This window comes from Klebsiella sp. HMSC09D12 (assembly GCF_001808475.1).
Taxonomy (GTDB): domain Bacteria; phylum Pseudomonadota; class Gammaproteobacteria; order Enterobacterales; family Enterobacteriaceae; genus Klebsiella; species Klebsiella oxytoca.
The window spans coordinates 246,291-264,680 of the sequence record NZ_KV793506.1; the positions used below are offsets into that span (position 1 = coordinate 246,291).

Annotated in this window: 15 protein-coding genes; 10 read left to right on the forward strand and 5 right to left on the reverse strand. The window is 57.4% G+C overall.

The window, feature by feature from the left end; all coding sequences use genetic code 11:
* Positions 1-2: 2 nt before the first annotated feature.
* The 9 genes from fabG to HMPREF3178_RS25710 all read left to right on the forward strand — a co-directional run bounded on the left by fabG (position 3) and on the right by HMPREF3178_RS25710 (position 10,759).
* On the forward strand, positions 3-737 hold the full coding sequence (gene fabG / locus HMPREF3178_RS25670) for a 3-oxoacyl-ACP reductase FabG (RefSeq protein ID WP_004105424.1): 735 nt from the start codon (positions 3-5) through the stop codon (positions 735-737).
* An 11-nt stretch (positions 738-748) separates the two neighbouring features.
* On the forward strand, positions 749-1,939 hold the full coding sequence (locus tag HMPREF3178_RS25675; protein WP_004105426.1) for a thiolase family protein: 1,191 nt from the start codon (positions 749-751) through the stop codon (positions 1,937-1,939).
* A gap of 135 nt (positions 1,940-2,074) precedes the next feature.
* Positions 2,075-3,412, forward strand: coding sequence for an MFS transporter (locus tag HMPREF3178_RS25680; RefSeq protein WP_004105428.1), 1,338 nt, complete (start codon positions 2,075-2,077; stop codon positions 3,410-3,412).
* A gap of 13 nt (positions 3,413-3,425) precedes the next feature.
* Positions 3,426-4,304, forward strand: coding sequence for an SMP-30/gluconolactonase/LRE family protein (locus HMPREF3178_RS25685; RefSeq protein ID WP_004105431.1), 879 nt, complete (start codon positions 3,426-3,428; stop codon positions 4,302-4,304).
* 76 nt (positions 4,305-4,380) lie between these two features.
* The gene (locus tag HMPREF3178_RS25690) at positions 4,381-5,751 is read left to right on the forward strand and encodes an MFS transporter (RefSeq protein ID WP_004105439.1); all 1,371 of its coding nucleotides are present in this window, start codon (positions 4,381-4,383) and stop codon (positions 5,749-5,751) included.
* A gap of 13 nt (positions 5,752-5,764) precedes the next feature.
* Positions 5,765-6,940: a glycerate kinase gene (locus HMPREF3178_RS25695; protein ID WP_004105441.1), complete on the forward strand. Its 1,176-nt coding sequence runs from the start codon at positions 5,765-5,767 to the stop codon at positions 6,938-6,940.
* Entirely contained in the window at positions 6,937-8,094 is a 1,158-nt protein-coding gene (locus HMPREF3178_RS25700; protein WP_004105443.1) for a CdaR family transcriptional regulator, read from the forward strand. Before HMPREF3178_RS25695 ends, HMPREF3178_RS25700 begins: the two co-directional genes overlap by 4 nt.
* A 374-nt stretch (positions 8,095-8,468) precedes the next feature.
* Positions 8,469-10,118 (forward strand): OFA family MFS transporter, encoded by a 1,650-nt coding sequence (locus HMPREF3178_RS25705; RefSeq protein WP_004105444.1) that lies wholly within the window; start codon positions 8,469-8,471, stop codon positions 10,116-10,118.
* A 200-nt stretch (positions 10,119-10,318) separates the two neighbouring features.
* The gene (locus HMPREF3178_RS25710; RefSeq protein WP_004105447.1) at positions 10,319-10,759 is read left to right on the forward strand and encodes a nucleoside 2-deoxyribosyltransferase; all 441 of its coding nucleotides are present in this window, start codon (positions 10,319-10,321) and stop codon (positions 10,757-10,759) included.
* Between the two features lie 58 nt (positions 10,760-10,817).
* Here the strand turns inward: HMPREF3178_RS25710 and HMPREF3178_RS25715 are convergent, their stop codons facing one another.
* Entirely contained in the window at positions 10,818-11,330 is a 513-nt protein-coding gene (locus tag HMPREF3178_RS25715) for a P-loop nucleotide/nucleoside kinase family protein (RefSeq protein ID WP_004105449.1), read from the reverse strand.
* A gap of 214 nt (positions 11,331-11,544) precedes the next feature.
* On the opposite strand from HMPREF3178_RS25715, the gene HMPREF3178_RS25720 reads away from it, so the two are divergent.
* A complete protein-coding gene (locus HMPREF3178_RS25720) occupies positions 11,545-12,804 on the forward strand; it encodes an MFS transporter (RefSeq protein WP_004105451.1) in 1,260 nt (419 codons plus the stop codon).
* Positions 12,805-12,870: 66 nt separating this feature from the next.
* Here the strand turns inward: HMPREF3178_RS25720 and HMPREF3178_RS25725 are convergent, their stop codons facing one another.
* The 4 genes from HMPREF3178_RS25725 to HMPREF3178_RS25740 form a co-directional block, all read right to left on the reverse strand.
* Positions 12,871-13,491, reverse strand: a complete 621-nt coding sequence (locus tag HMPREF3178_RS25725; protein ID WP_004105453.1) for a helix-turn-helix domain-containing protein — start codon at positions 13,489-13,491, stop codon at positions 12,871-12,873.
* Between the two features lie 232 nt (positions 13,492-13,723).
* On the reverse strand, positions 13,724-14,458 hold the full coding sequence (locus HMPREF3178_RS25730; protein ID WP_004105455.1) for a fimbrial biogenesis chaperone: 735 nt from the start codon (positions 14,456-14,458) through the stop codon (positions 13,724-13,726).
* Positions 14,455-15,804, reverse strand: a complete 1,350-nt coding sequence (locus HMPREF3178_RS25735; RefSeq protein WP_224226424.1) for a fimbrial protein — start codon at positions 15,802-15,804, stop codon at positions 14,455-14,457. The genes HMPREF3178_RS25730 and HMPREF3178_RS25735 overlap by 4 nt, the downstream gene beginning before the upstream one ends.
* A gap of 11 nt (positions 15,805-15,815) precedes the next feature.
* Positions 15,816-18,368 (reverse strand): fimbria/pilus outer membrane usher protein, encoded by a 2,553-nt coding sequence (locus HMPREF3178_RS25740; RefSeq protein ID WP_004105459.1) that lies wholly within the window; start codon positions 18,366-18,368, stop codon positions 15,816-15,818.
* Positions 18,369-18,390 lie beyond the last annotated feature (22 nt).

Genomic DNA, 18,390 nt, shown 5'->3' on the forward strand with positions numbered 1-18,390 from the left:
CTATGAAACTTGCCAGTAAAACCGCCATTGTTACCGGCGCCGCGCGCGGTATCGGCTTTGGCATTGCTCAGGTGCTTGCGCGGGAAGGCGCGCGAGTGATCATCGCCGATCGCGACGCGCACGGCGAAGCCGCCGCCGCGTCCCTGCGCGAATCGGGCGCACAGGCGCTGTTTATCAGCTGCAATATCGGTGAAAAAGCGCAGGTCGAAGCGCTGTTTTCCCAGGCCGAAGAGGCGTTTGGCCCGGTGGATATTGTGGTGAATAACGCCGGAATCAACCGCGACGCCATGCTGCACAAACTCTCCGAAGCGGACTGGGACACGGTGATCGATGTCAATCTGAAGGGCACTTTTCTCTGTATGCAGCAGGCCGCCGTCCGCATGCGCGAGCGCGGCGCGGGCCGCATTATCAATATCGCTTCCGCCAGCTGGCTTGGCAACGTCGGACAAACCAACTATTCGGCGTCAAAAGCCGGCGTGGTGGGAATGACCAAAACCGCCTGCCGCGAACTGGCGAAAAAAGGCGTCACGGTTAACGCCATCTGCCCGGGCTTTATCGATACCGATATGACGCGCGGCGTCCCGGAAAACGTCTGGCAAATCATGATCAACAAAATCCCTGCGGGCTACGCCGGGGAGGCGAAAGACGTTGGCGAGTGCGTGGCGTTTCTGGCGTCTGACGGCGCGCGCTATATCAACGGTGAAGTGATTAACGTCGGCGGCGGCATGGTGCTGTAAGGAGAAAAACGATGACACAGGCTAATGATATTGTGGTTGTCAGCGGCGTCCGTACCGCTATTGGCACGTTTAACGGCAGTCTTAAGCATACCCACCAGCATGACCTCGGAGCAGCGGTCATTCGCGAAGCGATCGCCCGCGCCGGACTTGCGCCGCAGGATATCGACGAAACGATCGTCGGCAACGTCGGGCAAATCGCCGAAAGCGGTTTTATCGCCCGCATCTGCCAGCTGCGGGCGGGGATCCCGCAGGAGAGCACCGCGTATTCGGTTAACCGCCAGTGCGGCTCCGGACTTCAGGCCCTGGCGGACGGCATGATGCAGCTGCAAAGCGGCCAAGCCGAGGTGGTCGTCGCCTGCGGAACAGAAAATATGACCCAGCTGCCCTACTACCTGCGCAAAGCGCGCGATGGCTATCGCATGGGCCACGGCGAGCTGGAAGATGGACTGATCTCCATCCTCACCTGGCCGGAAGGGCCTTATCACAACGGCATCACGGCGGAAAACGTTGCGCAACGCTTCGGTATTACCCGTGAAGCGATGGACGATTTCGCCTGGTCGAGCCAGCAGAAGGCGCTGAAGGCGATCGCTGAGGATCGCTTCCGCGAGCAGATTCTGGCCCTTGAGGTGCCGGACGGCAAAAAAGCGACCCGCCTGTTCGCGACCGATGAACACCCGCGCGACACCCCGCGCGAAAAGCTCGCCGCGCTGCGTCCGGCATTTAAAGCCGACGGCGTGGTGACGGCGGCCAACTCCTCCGGCATTAACGACGGCGCGGCCGCGCTGGTGATGATGACCCGCCAGCAGGCGGAACAGCGCGGCTTAACTCCGCGCATGCGCATTCGCGGCTGGGCGGTCGCCGGCTGCGGCGCGGAGATTATGGGGTTTGGCCCCTCTCCCGCGACCCGACGCCTGATGGATCGTCTCAATATGGATGTTCACGCCATCGATTTAATTGAACTCAATGAGGCCTTCGCCGCCCAGGCGCTGGCGGTGATGAACGATCTGCGTCTCGATCCAGCCCGCGTTAACGTCAACGGCGGCGCGATCGCCCTCGGCCACCCGGTGGGCGCCAGCGGTGCGATCCTGCCGGTCAAACTGATGTATGAAATGGCGCGCAGCGGCGCGCGCACCGGTCTGGTCACCATGTGCATCGGCGGCGGCCAGGGGATTTCTATGCTGTTCGAGCGCGAAGGCGCTTAGGAAAAGACGGCCCGAAGTGGGGCTTCGGGCCGGGCGTCGTTCGGGTCAGCACCCGGCGACAACCTGTGAGCTGACGAACGGGATCGTCTCGATCCCGGCAAGGCTTCTGACCACGAATACGGGGAAATAATAACCATGTCCGCAATAAATGAAAAGGCGGTAAACGGGACGCCGCTACAGCGCACCCATAAAAAGATCTACCGCCATTTGATGCCGCTGCTTATCGTGGCGTACATCATCAGCTTTATTGATCGCACCAATATTGGCATGGCGAAAGCGACCATGTCGGTGGATATCGGCCTTTCCGCAACCGCATTCGGCCTCGGGGCCGGGTTGTTTTTTCTCACCTACGCGGTGCTGGAGATCCCCAGCAACCTGTTTTTAACCCGGATTGGCGCGCGGCGCTGGATCGCCCGCATCATGATCACCTGGGGGATCATCTCCTGCGGTATGGCGTTTGTCACCGGGCCTACGTCCTTTTATGTGATGCGCCTTTTGCTCGGCGCCGCCGAAGCGGGGCTCTATCCGGGCATTATTTACTACCTGACCCTCTGGTTTGGCCGCGAAGAGCGCGCTAAAGCCACCGGTCTGTTCCTGCTGGGGGTCTGCCTGGCCAACATTATCGGCGCGCCGCTGGGCGGTTTGTTATTAAGCCTTGATGGAATGTCCGGCTGGCACGGCTGGCAGTGGATGTTCTTTATCGAAGGGCTGCCCGCGATAGCGCTGGCTTTCGTCGTCTGGCGCAGACTGCCGGATAAACCGGCCGACGCCCGCTGGCTGGACAGCGACGACGTGCAGGCTATCAACGCGGTACTGGAGAAAGAAGCCGAGGAGACGCGCCATACGCCAAGCCGATTTTCCCTGAAAACCGCGCTCACCACCCGGGTGTTTTTGTTACTGGTGCTGATTTACTTTACCCATCAGTTTTCGGTTTACGGCCTGAGTTATTTCCTGCCGGGGATCATCGGTAGCTGGGGCCAGCTTACTCCGCTGCAGATCGGTCTGCTGACCGCCATCCCGTGGATCGCAGCCGCCGCTGGCGGGATCCTGCTGCCGCGTTTCGCCCGGACGGAACAGCGTTCGCGCAGCATGCTGATGGCCGGATATCTGGTCATGGCGACCGGCATGGCGATTGGCGCGATTGCCGGCCACGGCGTGGCGCTGCTTGGCTTCTCGCTGGCCGCCTTCATGTTCTTCGCCATGCAATCCATCATTTTTAACTGGCTCCCCTCGATCATGAGCGGGCATATGCTGGCGGGCAGCTTCGGCCTGCTTAACTGTCTCGGGCTGTGCGGGGGCTTTCTCGGGCCGTTTATTCTCGGCGCGTTTGAGGATCGCACCGGCGCGGCAACGTCCGGCTTATGGTTCGCCGTCGCGCTACTGATCATCGGCGCGCTGGTGTCTCTGTTCATCAAAAGTTCGTCATCCCCTGGCAGAGCATCGGCAAAACAAGCCGGCGGCGAAAAAGCGTAATCAGGAGGTCCTTATGCGCATCGAAGTCTTACTGGATTTAAAAACTCGACTCGGCGAAAGCCCGGTCTGGGATGTCGAACAGCAGCGTCTTTGGTGGGTGGACAGCCTCGACGGGCGCCTGTTCGCCTGTAACGCGCAGGGCGGCGCGATTAAGAGCTGGGACGTGCGGCAGAAAATTGGCTCGTTCGCCCTGCGCCAGAACGGCGAAGGCGCGGTGGTGGCGCTACAGAATGGCGTGCATCTGCTCGACTTCGCCAGCGGCGAGCTGACGCTGCTGCACCACCCGGAAGCGGACCGGCCCTTTAACCGGCTCAACGACGGCAAAGTCGATCGTCAGGGACGTTTTCTGTTCGGATCGATGGATATGCGTGAAGAGGAGCCGAGCGGCGCGCTATATCGCCTGGACGCCGATCTGTCACTACACGTGCTGAAGAAAAATATCATCGTCTCTAACGCCCCCTGCTGGAGCCCCTCCGGCGAGACGTTCTATTTTGCCGATACCTGGACGGGCGAAATCTGCGCCTGGGACTACAACACCGCGACCGGCGATCTCTCCGGAGAACGAGTCTTTTGCCGTGTCGATAGCAGCGAAGGCGGCGCGGCGGATGGCGCCACCGTGGACAGCGAAGGCTATCTGTGGAACGCGCTGGTCTACGCGGGCAAGCTGGTGCGCTACACGCCGGAGGGCAAGATCGATCGCATCATTGAGATGCCGGTGAAAAAAGTGACCAGCGTTATGTTCGGCGGCGAAAACCTCGACGTGCTGTACGTCACCTCAATGGCGCAGCCGCCCCTCCCGCGCTTCCCGGAAGATAATCAGCTGCGCGGCAGCCTGTTCGCCCTGTACGACCTGGGCGTGACCGGCGTAGCGGAGCGGCGTTTTGCCGGCTAAGCGAACCTCCGGCTCGCCGCGATAACAATAATACCCGGCGAACTGACTCTGACCCTGACACCAGGCGGCGCGCATCATGCTGTCGCGACGCCGCGGAGTAAACACGACTATGACAACAATCAATCACACACCTGCCGGCGAACAAGGTGGAAAAAAGCGGCTGATACATCGTTTCTCCTGGGTTTCGCTGCTGGTTTGCTGGCTAATCTGGGTGCTTAACGCCTACGATCGCGAGATGATCCTGCGCCTTGGCCCGGTCATTTCTAAAGAGTTTTCGCTCTCGCCGGAACAGTGGGGCAACGTCGTCGCCCTGATTATGGTTGCCCTCGCGGTGCTGGATATCCCCGGCTCCATCTGGAGCGATCGCTACGGTTCAGGCTGGAAACGAGCGCGCTTTCAGGTACCGCTGGTGCTGGGCTATACCGCCCTCTCTTTTCTTTCCGGTATTAAAGCGATCAGCCACGGGCTGACGGCCTTTGTGCTGCTGCGCGTTGGCGTCAACCTCGGGGCCGGCTGGGGCGAGCCCGTCGGCGTCAGCAACACCGCAGAGTGGTGGCCGAAAGAGAAACGCGGCTTCGCGCTGGGGGTGCATCATACCGGCTATCCGATTGGCGCGCTGCTGAGCGGCGTGGTGGCAAGTCTGGTGCTTTCCGCATTTGGCGAAGGCAGCTGGCGCTACTGCTTCCTGCTGGCGCTGATCGTCGCCATCCCGCTGATGATTTTCTGGGCGAAATATTCCACCGCCGATCGCATCAACACGCTTTATCAGCATATCGATAGCCAGGGGATGACGCGCCCGGCGACCCAGGAAAGCAGCCATGTTGCCAAAGGCGAAGGGATGAAGACCTTTTTACGCACCCTGCGCAACCGCAATATTTCGCTAACGGCGGGCAATACCCTGCTGACGCAAATTGTCTATATGGGCATTAACGTTGTGCTGCCGCCGTATCTTTATCACGTCTCCGGCCTGTCGCTGGCAGCATCCGCCGGGCTAAGTATTATCTTCACGCTTACCGGTACCCTGGGCCAGATAATTTGGCCCTGGCTGTCCGATAGCTTTGGCCGTAAACGTACTCTGATCGTCTGCGGTCTGTGGATGAGTATCGGCATTGCGCTGTTCTATTTCGCCACCAATATGCCGCGTCTTATCGCCATTCAGCTATTTTTTGGCCTGGTGGCCAACGCCGTGTGGCCTATTTACTACGCAATGGCTTCGGACTCCGCCGAAGAACGCGCCACCTCTACCGCCAACGGCATTATCACCACGGCGATGTTTATCGGCGGCGGCATTTCGCCATTGCTTATGGGCTGGCTCATCCAGTTCGGTGGGGGATGGGAAAATCCGGCGGGTTATATCTACGCCTTCTTTACCATGGCGGGATGCGCGCTGCTGGGGATGTTATTGCAGCTCATGACCACCGATAAAACGCCGCGCAAAGCGCATTAACGCAGGAGAACGCATGAAGATTGTTATCGCGCTGGATTCGTTTAAGGGTAGCTGTAGCGCGCAGGCCGCTTGCGCAGCGGTAGCACAGGGGTTGCGCCGGGTTGACGAGGGGCTGGAGCTGGTCGAAATGCCCGTGTCGGACGGCGGAGAGGGGCTGCTCTCGGCCCTTGCGGAAAGTCCGCAGCTGAAGGGCGCAAGGTGGCAGCAGCAGCATTGCACCTCGCCTTACGGTCTCTCCGTAGAGGCCGCGTTTCTGATCCTGCCCGGCGAACGGGCCATTATCGAGATGGCGCAAAGCTGTGGGCTGGAGCTCACGCCGAAAGCGCAGCGGGATGTGCGTCTGGCCAGCAGCTTTGGGCTGGGTGAGCAGGTAAAAGCGGCGCTGGATGCCGGATGTCGGCATTTGATTATCGGGCTGGGCGGCAGCGCGACCAACGATGGCGGTATCGGTTTTGCCCAGGCGCTTGGCGCCCGCTTCTGGCGCGAGGACGGCACGCTGCTGCCGGTTCCCGCGGCGGGTCAGGATCTTGCGCATATTCAGCGCATCGATTTAAGCGCCATGGATCCGCGCTTACGACAGGCCGAAATACAGGCCTCCTGCGACGTCACGAATCCTCTGCTTGGGGAAAATGGCGCCACCTGGGTGTATGGCGCGCAGAAAGGCGCGGACGAGGCCGCGCTCAGGGAACTGGAGGCGGGTATGGCGCACTACAGTCGGCAGCTTACGCAAACGCTCGGCTACGACGTCAGCGAACGGCCCGGCGCCGGGGCCGCGGGCGGTATGGGGGCCGCGCTGATCGCTTATGCGGGCGCCACGCTGCGCCCGGGCATTGACCTGGTGCTGGAACTGCTTAACGCCGACCGCCATCTTAGCGATGCCGCGCTGACCATCGTCGGGGAAGGCTGGCTCGATCGTCAGAGCGCCTTTGGTAAAGCCCCGGTGGGCGTGGCGGGCAAAGCGGCGCGCCACGGCGTACCGGTTGTGGCCCTTTGCGGCGGACGCGATGAGAGCAGTCGGCAATTGTATCAACACCATATTGACGCGATGTGGTCTATTTGCCAGCGCCCTATGCCGCTGGCGGAGTCGATGAACACATGCGAACAGCTCCTCGCCGACGCAGCGGAGAATGTTCTACGAACCTTTCTGAGCGGGCGGCGCGGAGAGGCACATAAGCGGATAACTGTATGATTATTACGACGGCGCTGGCTAATGAAATTGTCGCCCGGGCAATGGCGATAATTCATCATAACGTGAACGTGATTGACCATCATGGACAGATCATTGCCTCAGGTGAACGGCATCGTATCGGCGAGCAGCATGAGATCGCCCGTGAGGTGATACGTACCGGTAAACGCATTTGTATTAACAACACCGCGGAAGCCGCGCGTTTCCAGAATGTGCATCCCGGTATTAATCATCCCATTATCTATGACGATCGCGTGGTGATGGTGGTGGGCATCAGCGGCGATCCCGCAGCGATCAGCCGCTATGCTGAACTGGCGGTACTCACCGCCGAGCTGCTGGTCCGCCAGGCCATAGAGATGCGGGAAACCAACTGGCGACAGCGTCTGCGCGATACCCTGTTTGGTCAATATCTTGATCAAGGCGCTTCGCCCGCCGGACAGGAAGCGCTTCATCGCCTGGTTGAGCTTGGCTTCGCTTTTGATGCGCCGCTGGTGCCGGTCGTGGTGACCGTGCAGGTTGAACAGCATCAGCTAAGCGAAATACTGAGTACGCTGCTGCGAGAATTCTCGCAGTTGGCCGGGGTAAGAGACGTCATTTTGCTGGGCAGCAATGAGATCCTGATCCTCAATACGCTGAGCGAATCCCAGGAAACGCTGCTGCGGGGCATCGAGTTTGTCCTCAGCAATCAGATCAGCCATTACCATATCGGCATTGGCGTGCAGGCTGACAGCGCTCCGGATATTCGCGAGGCCATCCGATTCGCCCGTTCGGTGATTGAGGTGGGGAGCAAAGTGCAGCCGCAGCGGCAGATCTACTACTTTCGCGAAATGGCGATGCTCTGCCTGTTCCGGGTGCTGGAAGACAGCTATATGGTCAATTTTTTTATCAATAACGTACGCCAGCTGCTTGAGCATGATTCCGGCGAAGTGCTGCTGGATACCCTCAGCAGCTTTATTGCCAATAACGCCGAGCCGGGAAAAACGTCGCTGCTGTTGGGGATTCATCGCAATACGCTCACCTACCGGCTGCAGCAGATTAAAAAGCATATTCAGCTCGATCCGATGGTTTTCACCGACCTGACGCAGCTGGCGGTGTCGGTACACTGCTATCGTCGGCAGAACCCGCGCCAGAGCGAATGGATTGATACCTTAAGCTAACGTGCGCCGGGCGAGCAGGCCGGTACGCGCCCTCGCCCGCCCTTCACAGCAAACACCGTGCCGGTCGCGTTCTGCTGGCCAGCAGAGGAGAGCGCTGACGTCAAAGACGCTCAGCGCCGCGCGCCATCGCCACCTCGCACCGCGTATCACTCTGAGATCGACGTTTATCAAAATAATAGCGCGCCCGGCGATTTTATCCCGACAGGCGCCTTCGTTGCCGAGGGCTGGCTTTTCGCCTCATCCCTTCAGCGAAGCTTGCTCGCTTCAGTCGCCATTTTTGTACACAAATTAATCAAATGGCACCTTTCTTGCCTTTTATCTACGTTCCCCGACCGCAGCATTCGTCGGCCAATGTAGATAAAAAGGACAGGAAAATGGCGCAAATGAATGAAAACATCGCGACCGCACCGGTCTCTCCCCTACGCGATTTTTTCGCGAAACCACGTATCATCGCCAGGCCCGGTTTTAACCGCTGGCTGGTGCCACCGGCCGCACTGGCCGTTCATCTCTGCATAGGTATGGCCTATGGGTTTTCCGTTTACTGGCTGCCTATGTCGCAGCTCATAGGAGGAAGCGAGTCCCTTCAATGCCCCGTCAATATGTCGTTCTGGCAGCAGCTGTTTACCCGCGATTGCGACTGGAAAATCTCCATGCTCGGCTGGACCTACACGCTGTTTTTTGTTTTTCTCGGCTGTTCGGCGGCGCTGTGGGGCAGCTGGCTTGAGAAGGTTGGACCGCGGCTGGTGAGCTTTATTGCCACCTTATGCTGGTGCGGCGGCCTGCTGCTATCCAGCGTCGCCATCTATTTCCATCAGCTATGGTTGCTGTGGCTGGGGGCCGGGGTCATCGGCGGAATCGGTCTCGGACTGGGCTATATTTCACCGGTTTCGACGCTGTTGCGCTGGTTCCCTGACAAGCGCGGAATGGCGGCCGGGATGGCGATCATGGGTTTTGGCGGGGGAGCGCTGGTGGGGGCGCCGCTGGCAAATGGTCTGATGAATTACTTCGCCGGTCCGACCGGCAACGGGGTATGGCAAAGCATTCTGGCGCTGGCGGCGATTTATGCGCTATTTATGCTTGCCGGTACCTTTGGCTATCGCCTGCCGCCCATGGGCTGGCACCCTTCGGGCGAGAAGGCGCAAAAAACGATCCGCAATAATCCCACGATCCAGGTGCACGTCCGCGTCGCCTGCCGTACCCCACAGTTCTGGCTGCTGTGGATGGTGCTATGGCTCAACGTCACCGCGGGGATCGGTATTCTCGGTATGGCTTCGCCGATGCTGCAGGAGATCTTTGCCGGAAAACTGCTGTCGCTCGATCTCAGCTGGCATGAGCTGAACGGCGAGCAGCTGAAACGCATTGCTACCATGGCCGCAGGATTTACCGGCCTGCTCAGCCTGTTTAACATCCTGGGACGGTTTTTCTGGGCATCGGTATCCGATCTGTGCGGGCGAAAAATGACCTTTGCGATCATTTTCTGCCTGGGCGCCGTGCTGTACGGGACGTTGCCGCTGGTGAATCACGGCGGCTATATCGCGCTTTATGTCTGCGCGATGTGCATTATCATTTCGATGTACGGCGGAGGTTTTGCCAGTATTCCCGCCTATCTGGCTGATGTCTTTGGCTCACAAATGGTGGGCGCGATTCATGGACGCTTGTTAACCGCCTGGTCGGCGGCGGGGATCAGCGGCCCGGTTCTGGTGAACTATCTGCGCGAGTATCAGTTGACGCACGGGGTCCCGCCCGAGCGCGTCTACGATATAACGCTGATGGTCCTGACCGGCCTGCTGGTGTTGGGTTTTATCTGTAATCAGCTGGTGCGTCCGCTGACGGAAGAGCATGCGATGACCGCGGAACAGCAGCAGCAGGCGAAAGGTCTGTATACCATCAATAAGGATGCTCAGCTCACGTGGGAGGCCCGCCCGTCCACGCTGCTGTTAATCGTAAGCTGGTTAGCGGTGAGCGTGCCGCTTTTATGGGGCGTCGGCACCACCCTCCAGCAGGCCGTGAAGTTCTTTATGTAAAGTCTTGCCGCCGATGCCGGGCGGCATCGGCCAGACGAGAGAAAGCGCACTTTGCAGCACGTAACATAGTCAGCATCCATCGATAAAGTTATTCTAACGACTCAGGTGAATAGACTAACTGCCTATCAGGGAAGAAGACTGTCAGGCGAACTTTTACCGGTCGACTGCAGCTTTCAATGAATCTTCAGGAGAATCGATTGATGGTAAATATTTATATTGCGAGTCCTTTTTTCAGCGACGACCAGATTGATCGCGTCCAGCGCGTCGAACAGGCGCTGACCGCCAATAAAACGGTAGATAAATTTTTCTCACCGCGCCTGGCCGATGCGGAGAATCTGGAATACGGCACTTTACCCTGGCGCGATTTCATCTTTAAGAACGATATCAAGCATCTCGACGAAGCCACGGTGGTGGTTGCCGTTGTTGATTTCTTTGACGATCACGTCGATAGCGGTACGGCGTACGAAATCGGCTATGCCCACGCGTTTAAAAAGCCGTTGATTATCGTTCAGGAAAAAGGGAATAAGCTAAACCTGATGATTTCAGAAAGTCTGACTTACTATACCCAAAGCGCTGAAGAGCTGGCGACTTACGACTTTACTCAACTGAAAAAGAATATCTTTACCGGCGACGTTTTCTGATACCACGCGGTCGTCTGAGCGACCGCTTTTTTCCCTCGCCTGGGGAGTGTTCATAGGCTTACCGGCGGTGCGACCCAATATGCGCAACGATCCGCTCTACCGCCTCTTCGGCGCTCAGTACTGAGGTATCCAGCACCAGGCTGGCAGAATGCCAGGGTTCGTAATCACGGGTGATGACCTTTTGCCAGTCCGGCAGGATATGGCCGCGAATGTCCGCTGCGCGGTTTTCCACGCGATACCGATGCTGCGTTTGGTCGGAGCAGGTCACTTCTATCTCCAGATAAGGCGCGGCATTCTCGGTCGCGACCTCTCTCCAGGCCTGGCGGGTAATGGCGATGGGATTCACCGCATCGGCAATCACCACGTTGCCCAGCCTGAGGTTATCCGCAGCAATGGCGTACGCCGCCAGATATCCGGCCGGTCCTATATCGTGCCGGGTGACGGTTTCGGCGCGGATCAGCGCCTGCTCAATCGAATCGATTCGTAACCAGACGGCCCCCAGCCTGGCGGCCAGCAGGCGAGCGATGGTTGATTTCCCGGTACCGGGCAGGCCGCCAAAGATCAGTAACATAGATATCCCGTTATTCAAGAGCCTTTAATGGATGACAATTTCCGCACGTTGATGACAATAGAGCGCCGATCGCCTCACGTCCAGCGCTGATGTGCGCACGTGGTACAAGGCCAAAAAACCACACAAAAAACAGGATTATTTTATCTCCGTTTAGGGTCGGTTGAGTTGGTTTACAGATACTAAGATGCAGGATGGCAGATTCCCCGGAGCCCGCATGAATACCCCGCCACGGCGTTTAATCCAGTACGGCAGCGTCATGTTGTTTCCGCTGGCGATGATTATTTATGATTTTTCGGCTTACCTGACCACGGATCTTATTCAGCCAGGCATTATTCATATCATCAACGAGCTTCAGGCTGATGTCACCCTTGCTCCGGCATCGGTCAGCCTGTATATGGCTGGAGGCCTGGCGCTGCAGTGGCTGCTGGGCCCTCTGTCAGATCGTATCGGCCGCCGCCCCGTTCTGCTCACCGGCGCCCTGGTTTTTGCTCTCTCCTGCCTGAGCATGCTGTTTGTCGCTTCGATCGCGCAATACTTCGTCGCCCGCTTTATCCAGGGAACCAGCATCTGTTTTATCTCGACCGTGGGCTATGTGTCGATTCAGGAAGCGTTTGGGGAAACCGATTCAATCAGAATCATGGCTGCGCTGACCTCTATCGTCCTGCTTGCGCCGGTTATCGGACCGCTGGCCGGCGCGGCGCTAATGACGGTGATGCACTGGAAACTGCTGTTTGCCATTATTGGCGCGCTGGGCCTGGTGGCCTGGGCCCTGCTGCTTTTTAAGATGCCGGAAACCGTTATCTCTCAGGGGCGGGGATTTAAACCGGGGGAAGTGCTGGCTGATTTCATCGCGGCGTTTCGTCATCCCGTGGTGCTGACAGGTTCGCTGGCGGTGGCCTTTGGCAACGTGCCGATGATCACCTGGGTGGCGCTCTCTCCGGTGATTCTGATTGAGCACGGCGGCATGTCTCCCGCGGCATATGCCTGGACTCAGGTGCCGGTGTTCAGTGGGCTGATTATCGCCAGCGCGATCGTGGCGAACGTGGTAAAAGACCCCACTTCGCCGCGCTTTATCTGGCGTACCGTTCCGATACAGCTGACCGGCCTGCTGATCCTGCTGGTCGGTAATCTTCTGTGGCCGCATGTCTGGTTCTGGTCGGTGCTGGGTACCAGCATTTATGCGCTGGGGATTGGGCTACTTTACCCGGTGCTGTTCCGCTTCACGCTCTTTTCCCATCATCTGCCAAAAGGCACCGTGTCCGCCACGCTGAATATTCTGGCCCTGAGCGCGTTTGCCGCTTCCATTGAGGCAACCCGTTGGATCTACTTCCATGCTGGTGGCAGAATCGCCTTCCACTGCGCGGCGCTGATGGCCGGTCTCGCCGTGGTAATACTGGTTTCCCGGCTGCTGAAACTGCGTAAGCGGTATCAGGATAGTTCTGCGCCGCCGCAGACCGACGCTCAGAAACTGTAGTGCAAAACGAGGAGGTCGTATGCCTTCCTGCGAGAGCGGATGCCAGCGATTTGCCGCGCGCAGGCTCTAGGATCTCCTGGCATTCATCGACACAAAGTTCCCGTCTACGATCCTCTTATAGCGCAAGCCTATTTCATTCATTTCTAATAAATCGCGGCAAAGTAAAAAGCCATTCATTTTCGTGGATTTAAAACCAAATTTTTTTATAGTGTGATTCTTAATGGCATAAACAGCTTTTTGCGTGATATTCAAGGTTTCCGCGAGATCCTTCACACTGGCTCCTGCCGACAGTCCTTTAAATATCCTTTTAGACCGCTGCGAGCTTTTTCTATACACGCTTCTCTTTGCTGATTTTATTTTTTGCAAAAACTCTTTTTTCGATAGGAATGAAGGAATGATCATAGGGTCCTTATCATTGTTGCAATCTGATACTTTACAATGCGTAATAACAAACACCTGCAAATTATAAGCCGCAACAAGGCGTAATAATACTCGTCGCTTCCTGATGCAATGAATATATAAAATAACTTTTTGATCGTAGGTAGCAAAAGATCTCACCACCGCTCTCAGTCCCGATGCATTTATGTCATTGTATAACACGGCATGATTTTCTGCCGCCTCATTCAATAAATGCCTGGCCCCCTGCAAAAAATACACATCGTCGGTAATTATGTTGATGATGTTCAAAGCTATTAAACTCCGGTTTAATATTTATTTATAAACAATATAAATCACCGACCACCAGCCTGTTAATCACAGAAGTCAAAAACAAAGTAAAAAACCAATATAAACAAGAGGCTGCATGAGAAACCAAATGGGTAATGCCCTGCAGGTTTAAGAGGTTAAGAAACTTAAATCATATAAAATGGCGGGGGGTACGTCGTTTAAATTTTCAATCGTTCAAGGCCGTGAGCAGACATCATAACCGAGTATGGTCATTTAGAATGGCACCCCGGTCGTCAACATAGTAGAACTGAATCTCGCTGGCGCTCGTCACCGGTATATTCCCCGAAAGAGCATAACGGCGCTGACTAAAAGGCGCGGTCATCATATCCATTTCCCGCTCAACATGCCGTTGCGTTTTTCCGTGACGAACAATAATGTCCGTAAACGATATATGCCAGGGCGTGGGATTGTCACACTCCACGTACCAGCGCCCGCCTTCTTGTACTGCCCGGAATTTAAGACGTGCGGCCGCACTCTCGGGAGCGGGAGAGAGACCTTGTGGACGATAAAATATTTTTAACTGGGTGTTCATTGCCAGCTGCAGCCGGGATTGCTCCGGCATATTTTTACTGACGGGCGGAATTTCATAGAGGTTAATCCAGAACACGCTCTCGCGGTCTCGTGGCAAAGGGGTCTGGTTATAGACAATCCGCAGCCCCTGTATTCCTTCCGGCTGCAGGCGAAACACGGAAGGCAGCACAATAAAAGGCGCCCCCGTATAGGCCGGATTGCCGCTGCCGTCATCAACCCAGCTCTGCACAATGACCGGCCAGGAATTGGTATTAGCCAGCATCAGGCTGATTTCCCGGGTTCCTTCGGTATAGATGACTCGCGTGCCGCTCGCTATCAGTCCGGCATAAACGCGTAATGGCGCGAGAAACATTATCAACAGCACCGATATCCAGCCAACGCGGCGAAATTTGTTCACTGTATTTTCACCAGAACATAGGCTGTGGCATAAACTTTACCGGGGGTGACCGCCTGGCCGTCCAGTTTCTGCAGGGTGGCTAAAAATGTGCTGCTGTAGTGCGTATATCCCGCCATGGTGCTTCCAGCGTTATCGGCCGCCTCCAGTACCGGATACCATCCGGCATTTTCGCCACCGGGCGTGGTCAGGGATACCGTCCCCGGCTGACCCACGAAGTTCATTCTTTTCCCCTGCGCATTCTGCAGGGTAATTCCCACGCCCCGGGCCATGTTTTCGCCAAAATAATCATCAGAGACCAGATGCGTCACGCCGCCGCTGCCGTTCACCAGCCCCAGCGTGCTGGCCGCGCTGTATGACCCCGGGGAAACCTGAATACCAATCGCCGTCTGGCCTGCAGCCGTACCCGACTCGGCTGAATCACTGCACTCTACCTGCACGGTGAAGCTGGCGCTGGCGCTCCCCCCCTGTTCGAGTTCAGCAATAGAAATTGTGCGAAATAAAACCTGCGGGGTGGCATTGCGCGCCACGCAGGTAGGCAGGGAATAGAGGGTGTTCGCCAGCCGCATGCCGTAGCCAAAGCCGTTATCCGCTCCCCAGAAATCGTAGTTATAGGCGCTGTCCTCACCCGGGAAATCGCGTGCGAAACTGAAGCTGACGCTGCTGTCGCCGGACAGCTGGATGTAGGCGTTGGGCTGAGTCATGACGGAATTTTGACAGTAATAGTTACGCCCCGTCGCGGAAGCAAAGCCAATACCAACCCCATCATCATTGTTGTTACCACAATAGGCCGATGCGGCGGAGGTTCCCGGCAGGCTGCTGATCCGGTACAGCTCGGCGACCAGAGGCGGGATATCCTGCAGACGGATCTGAATCTTCCCCGTTGAGCTTGTGGCGTATGATGTGATGGGAACCTTCTGCCAGTGGCGGGTCAGCGTGACGCCGGACATGGTCTGTCTGATTCCGACGTAGGCGAACCAGGTGGCATAGACGTCGCTCAGGCCGTCGACCGTGCCGATATCATAAAAACCGCCGACGCGATCGTCGCCATTCGTGGCGACCAGAAAATAGATATTGGGAAGATCCGCGGCATCACATTCCCAGAGTACCGAAGCGCCGTTAGCCCCGCCGTGAGTGTAATTCGTTGGCGGCACCACGATGCTGGCCAGCATGGTACCGACCGGCTGCAGATAAGTATCCGTCAGGTTAATTTTCCCGAACGGTATCTGCGCGACATAGGAGTCTTCGGTCTGGGTAACCAGGGTCAGGGAACAGCTGGCGCCGGCCCGGAGGCTGAAAAGCGTCAGGCAGGCAAACAGCAAGTTAAGCAGGAAAGTTCGTCTTTTCATCATCATTATCTTCATCGCTGCGCATCAGGCGTCTGTCGGCAGACTGCGCTGAGTTTTGTCAGGTGCCGGGTGGTTTCTTTGGGGTTTATGCGGTAGGCCAGACGGCAGCGATCCCGCTCGTCGTCACCCCAGCGAACGATCAGCTCTCCCTCAGCGTGCTCCGTACGTAAATAGAGCTGTCCGTTCTGTCCGGCCATACCGATAATCGTCCCGTCCGGTTCAGTGACATCCGCCCCGAGCGGGACCGGCTCTCCGTCTGGCAGACGAGCATTAATCAGCATGGCATGGCCCGTCCTGGTGCGGAATACCACCCTGACGGCAGCGCCGGCCACCGGCGCGACCCGCCGCTCGCTGTCAACCAGTTCTGCGTTGCCATCAATTCCCTGGGGATCGAGCGTTACCCTGCTGTAACGATAGGGTGTGACGGAGGGCACCAGGGCGTAACCCTGGCTGTCAATAATCGACTGGCCGGAGTTATATACGCTTGCCCCTGAAGCGCCTTTAGCCTCAACCAGCGCGAAGGTGTCGCTCAGATAAGGTCCGAACGTCACGCCGCCAGAATGAATGGCGAGCGCCCCCTGCGCATTACCCGACGCCTGCCAGTACCCCTCACCCCGGGAGGCATTGAGCCCCACGCTGACGTTGGGCAGCCGTTTTTGCAGGCCGCCGCTTATCGTTGTCTGATGATACTGCTGGTCGCGCATCACCCCCAGGTTATAACTCAGCGTCCGGGCATCATCGATCATGCCTGAGGTATTGCTCTGAAACTGGTCGCCGCCGCCGGAGGCGTGGGTCCAGGAGTTGCTGATAATCTGGGTGTTATTTTTATCGCTGAATCCCAGCGGAAAGGAGACGGATACTGCGGTCACGGTTTCCTTTCTGCCAGCCTCATAGCTCCCGCCTGCGTGCTGGCGGGAAAGGGAAATGTTGAAGCTCATACCGTTATGAAAACTGTTGCTGTAACCCGCCTGCAGCTGCGTATCCCGGCTCCGGCCGTCCCGGTAATTCTGCGTGGAGCCTGAGAGATAAATATTGCCGAAGGAACCAACCCCCTGGTTAAGGGAGATATCAAACCGGGATTGTTGCTGCCAGGAGGTGGAGGTCCAGCGATCGTGGTCGCGCATGGCTTTTCTTACGCCCAGGACGTCACCAAGTTCGCGATAGCCTGAGGTCGAATAGCGATAGCCCGCAAGCGTCACGGTGGTTGCTGTCGGCTGGAATGTTTTACTCCAGGAAATGTGGGCCATGTAGCCCTTCACGTCATCGCCCTCCGGCATCCCCGCACGGGAGGCGGTGATGTCCAGGCCCAGAGCGCCTACAGAAGAGGCGTAGACCCCACCGCCAATGACCGCCTGATAGTCATCCGCGATCCGCAGTCCCGTATTGAGCGTCAGGGCATTGCTCAGCCCGTACTGCCAGGTCAAGTCGCTGAACAGAGAGTTATCGCCAGCGTCATCGGTACGCCCGACAGCCAGTCCATAGCGTGAGATCCCCGGACGCATGGACTCCGGTACGGCGGAGAACGGCACGCTGAACCGGCTTACGCTGCCGTCGGCCCCAGTGACTTCAACATCCAGATCGCCGCTGTAGCTGGTCGGATAGAGATCGTTAATATCAAACGGGCCGGGAGCGACCGTGGTCTGGTAAATCTGTCGTCCATTCTGGGAGACCGTCACCTTCGACGTACTGCCTGCCACTCCGCGAATGGCCGGGGCATACCCTCGCATGGAATCCGGCAACATTCTCTCATCGGTGGCCAGGCTTATCCCCTTATAGCTCAGACCTGAAAACAGACGCCCGGTCGTGCTCAGTTCACCGGCGGTAAGCTGGCTGTTGAATGCCGGCAACGGGCGCTGCAGATACCGGCGGAGGGTATTCCAGTTTGCACCCGAGTCACGATTCCACTGTACATTTGATAGCTGGCGGAACTGCCACATCCCCAGATTTATCCCGCCGTTCATGGACAGCCAGCCGGAGTCCAGGTCCCGGGCGTTATTACCGGAGTAAGAGACGTGATAATAGTTTGTGATGTAGTTAATAAATCCCAGAGAGCTGCCGACTTCCAGTTCGCCTGGATCAACATAGCCGCGCGGCCGGATATTCATGTCAGCCTGCGGTATACTCAGCTCGAGCCGCAGCCGGGATGTGTCAAAATGGCTGCTGCTGCCTTCAATCAGCGAGCTGAGGGAGAGACAGGTATTGCTCTCTTTTGCGCCGGCAGGCAGACCGTTGCGGGGCGCAATCCCGGCTGCCGCAAGCTGACCGGGCGTCAGGCACGGCCGCACCTGCCCGCTTTCTGTTTCACTGAAGGTAATATTATCGCTGCTGACGAATCCACCATTCACGTAAACATCTACTTTGAAGTTGCCGGGGGCAATATTTCCCGGTTTGCTCAGCCGCATCAGCGCGGTTTCACTGAAACGACCGCCGCGAAACAGAGCAGGGTCAAAAGTATAATCATTTTCTTCAGCTATCCCTGCCGCTCCGGTAATACTCGTGCCGGAAGCAAACGTTACGGAAGCGGGGATTAAAAGGGTCAGGAGAAATAACCTGATACCTGCCATGGGATATTCGCTCAAATAAAAA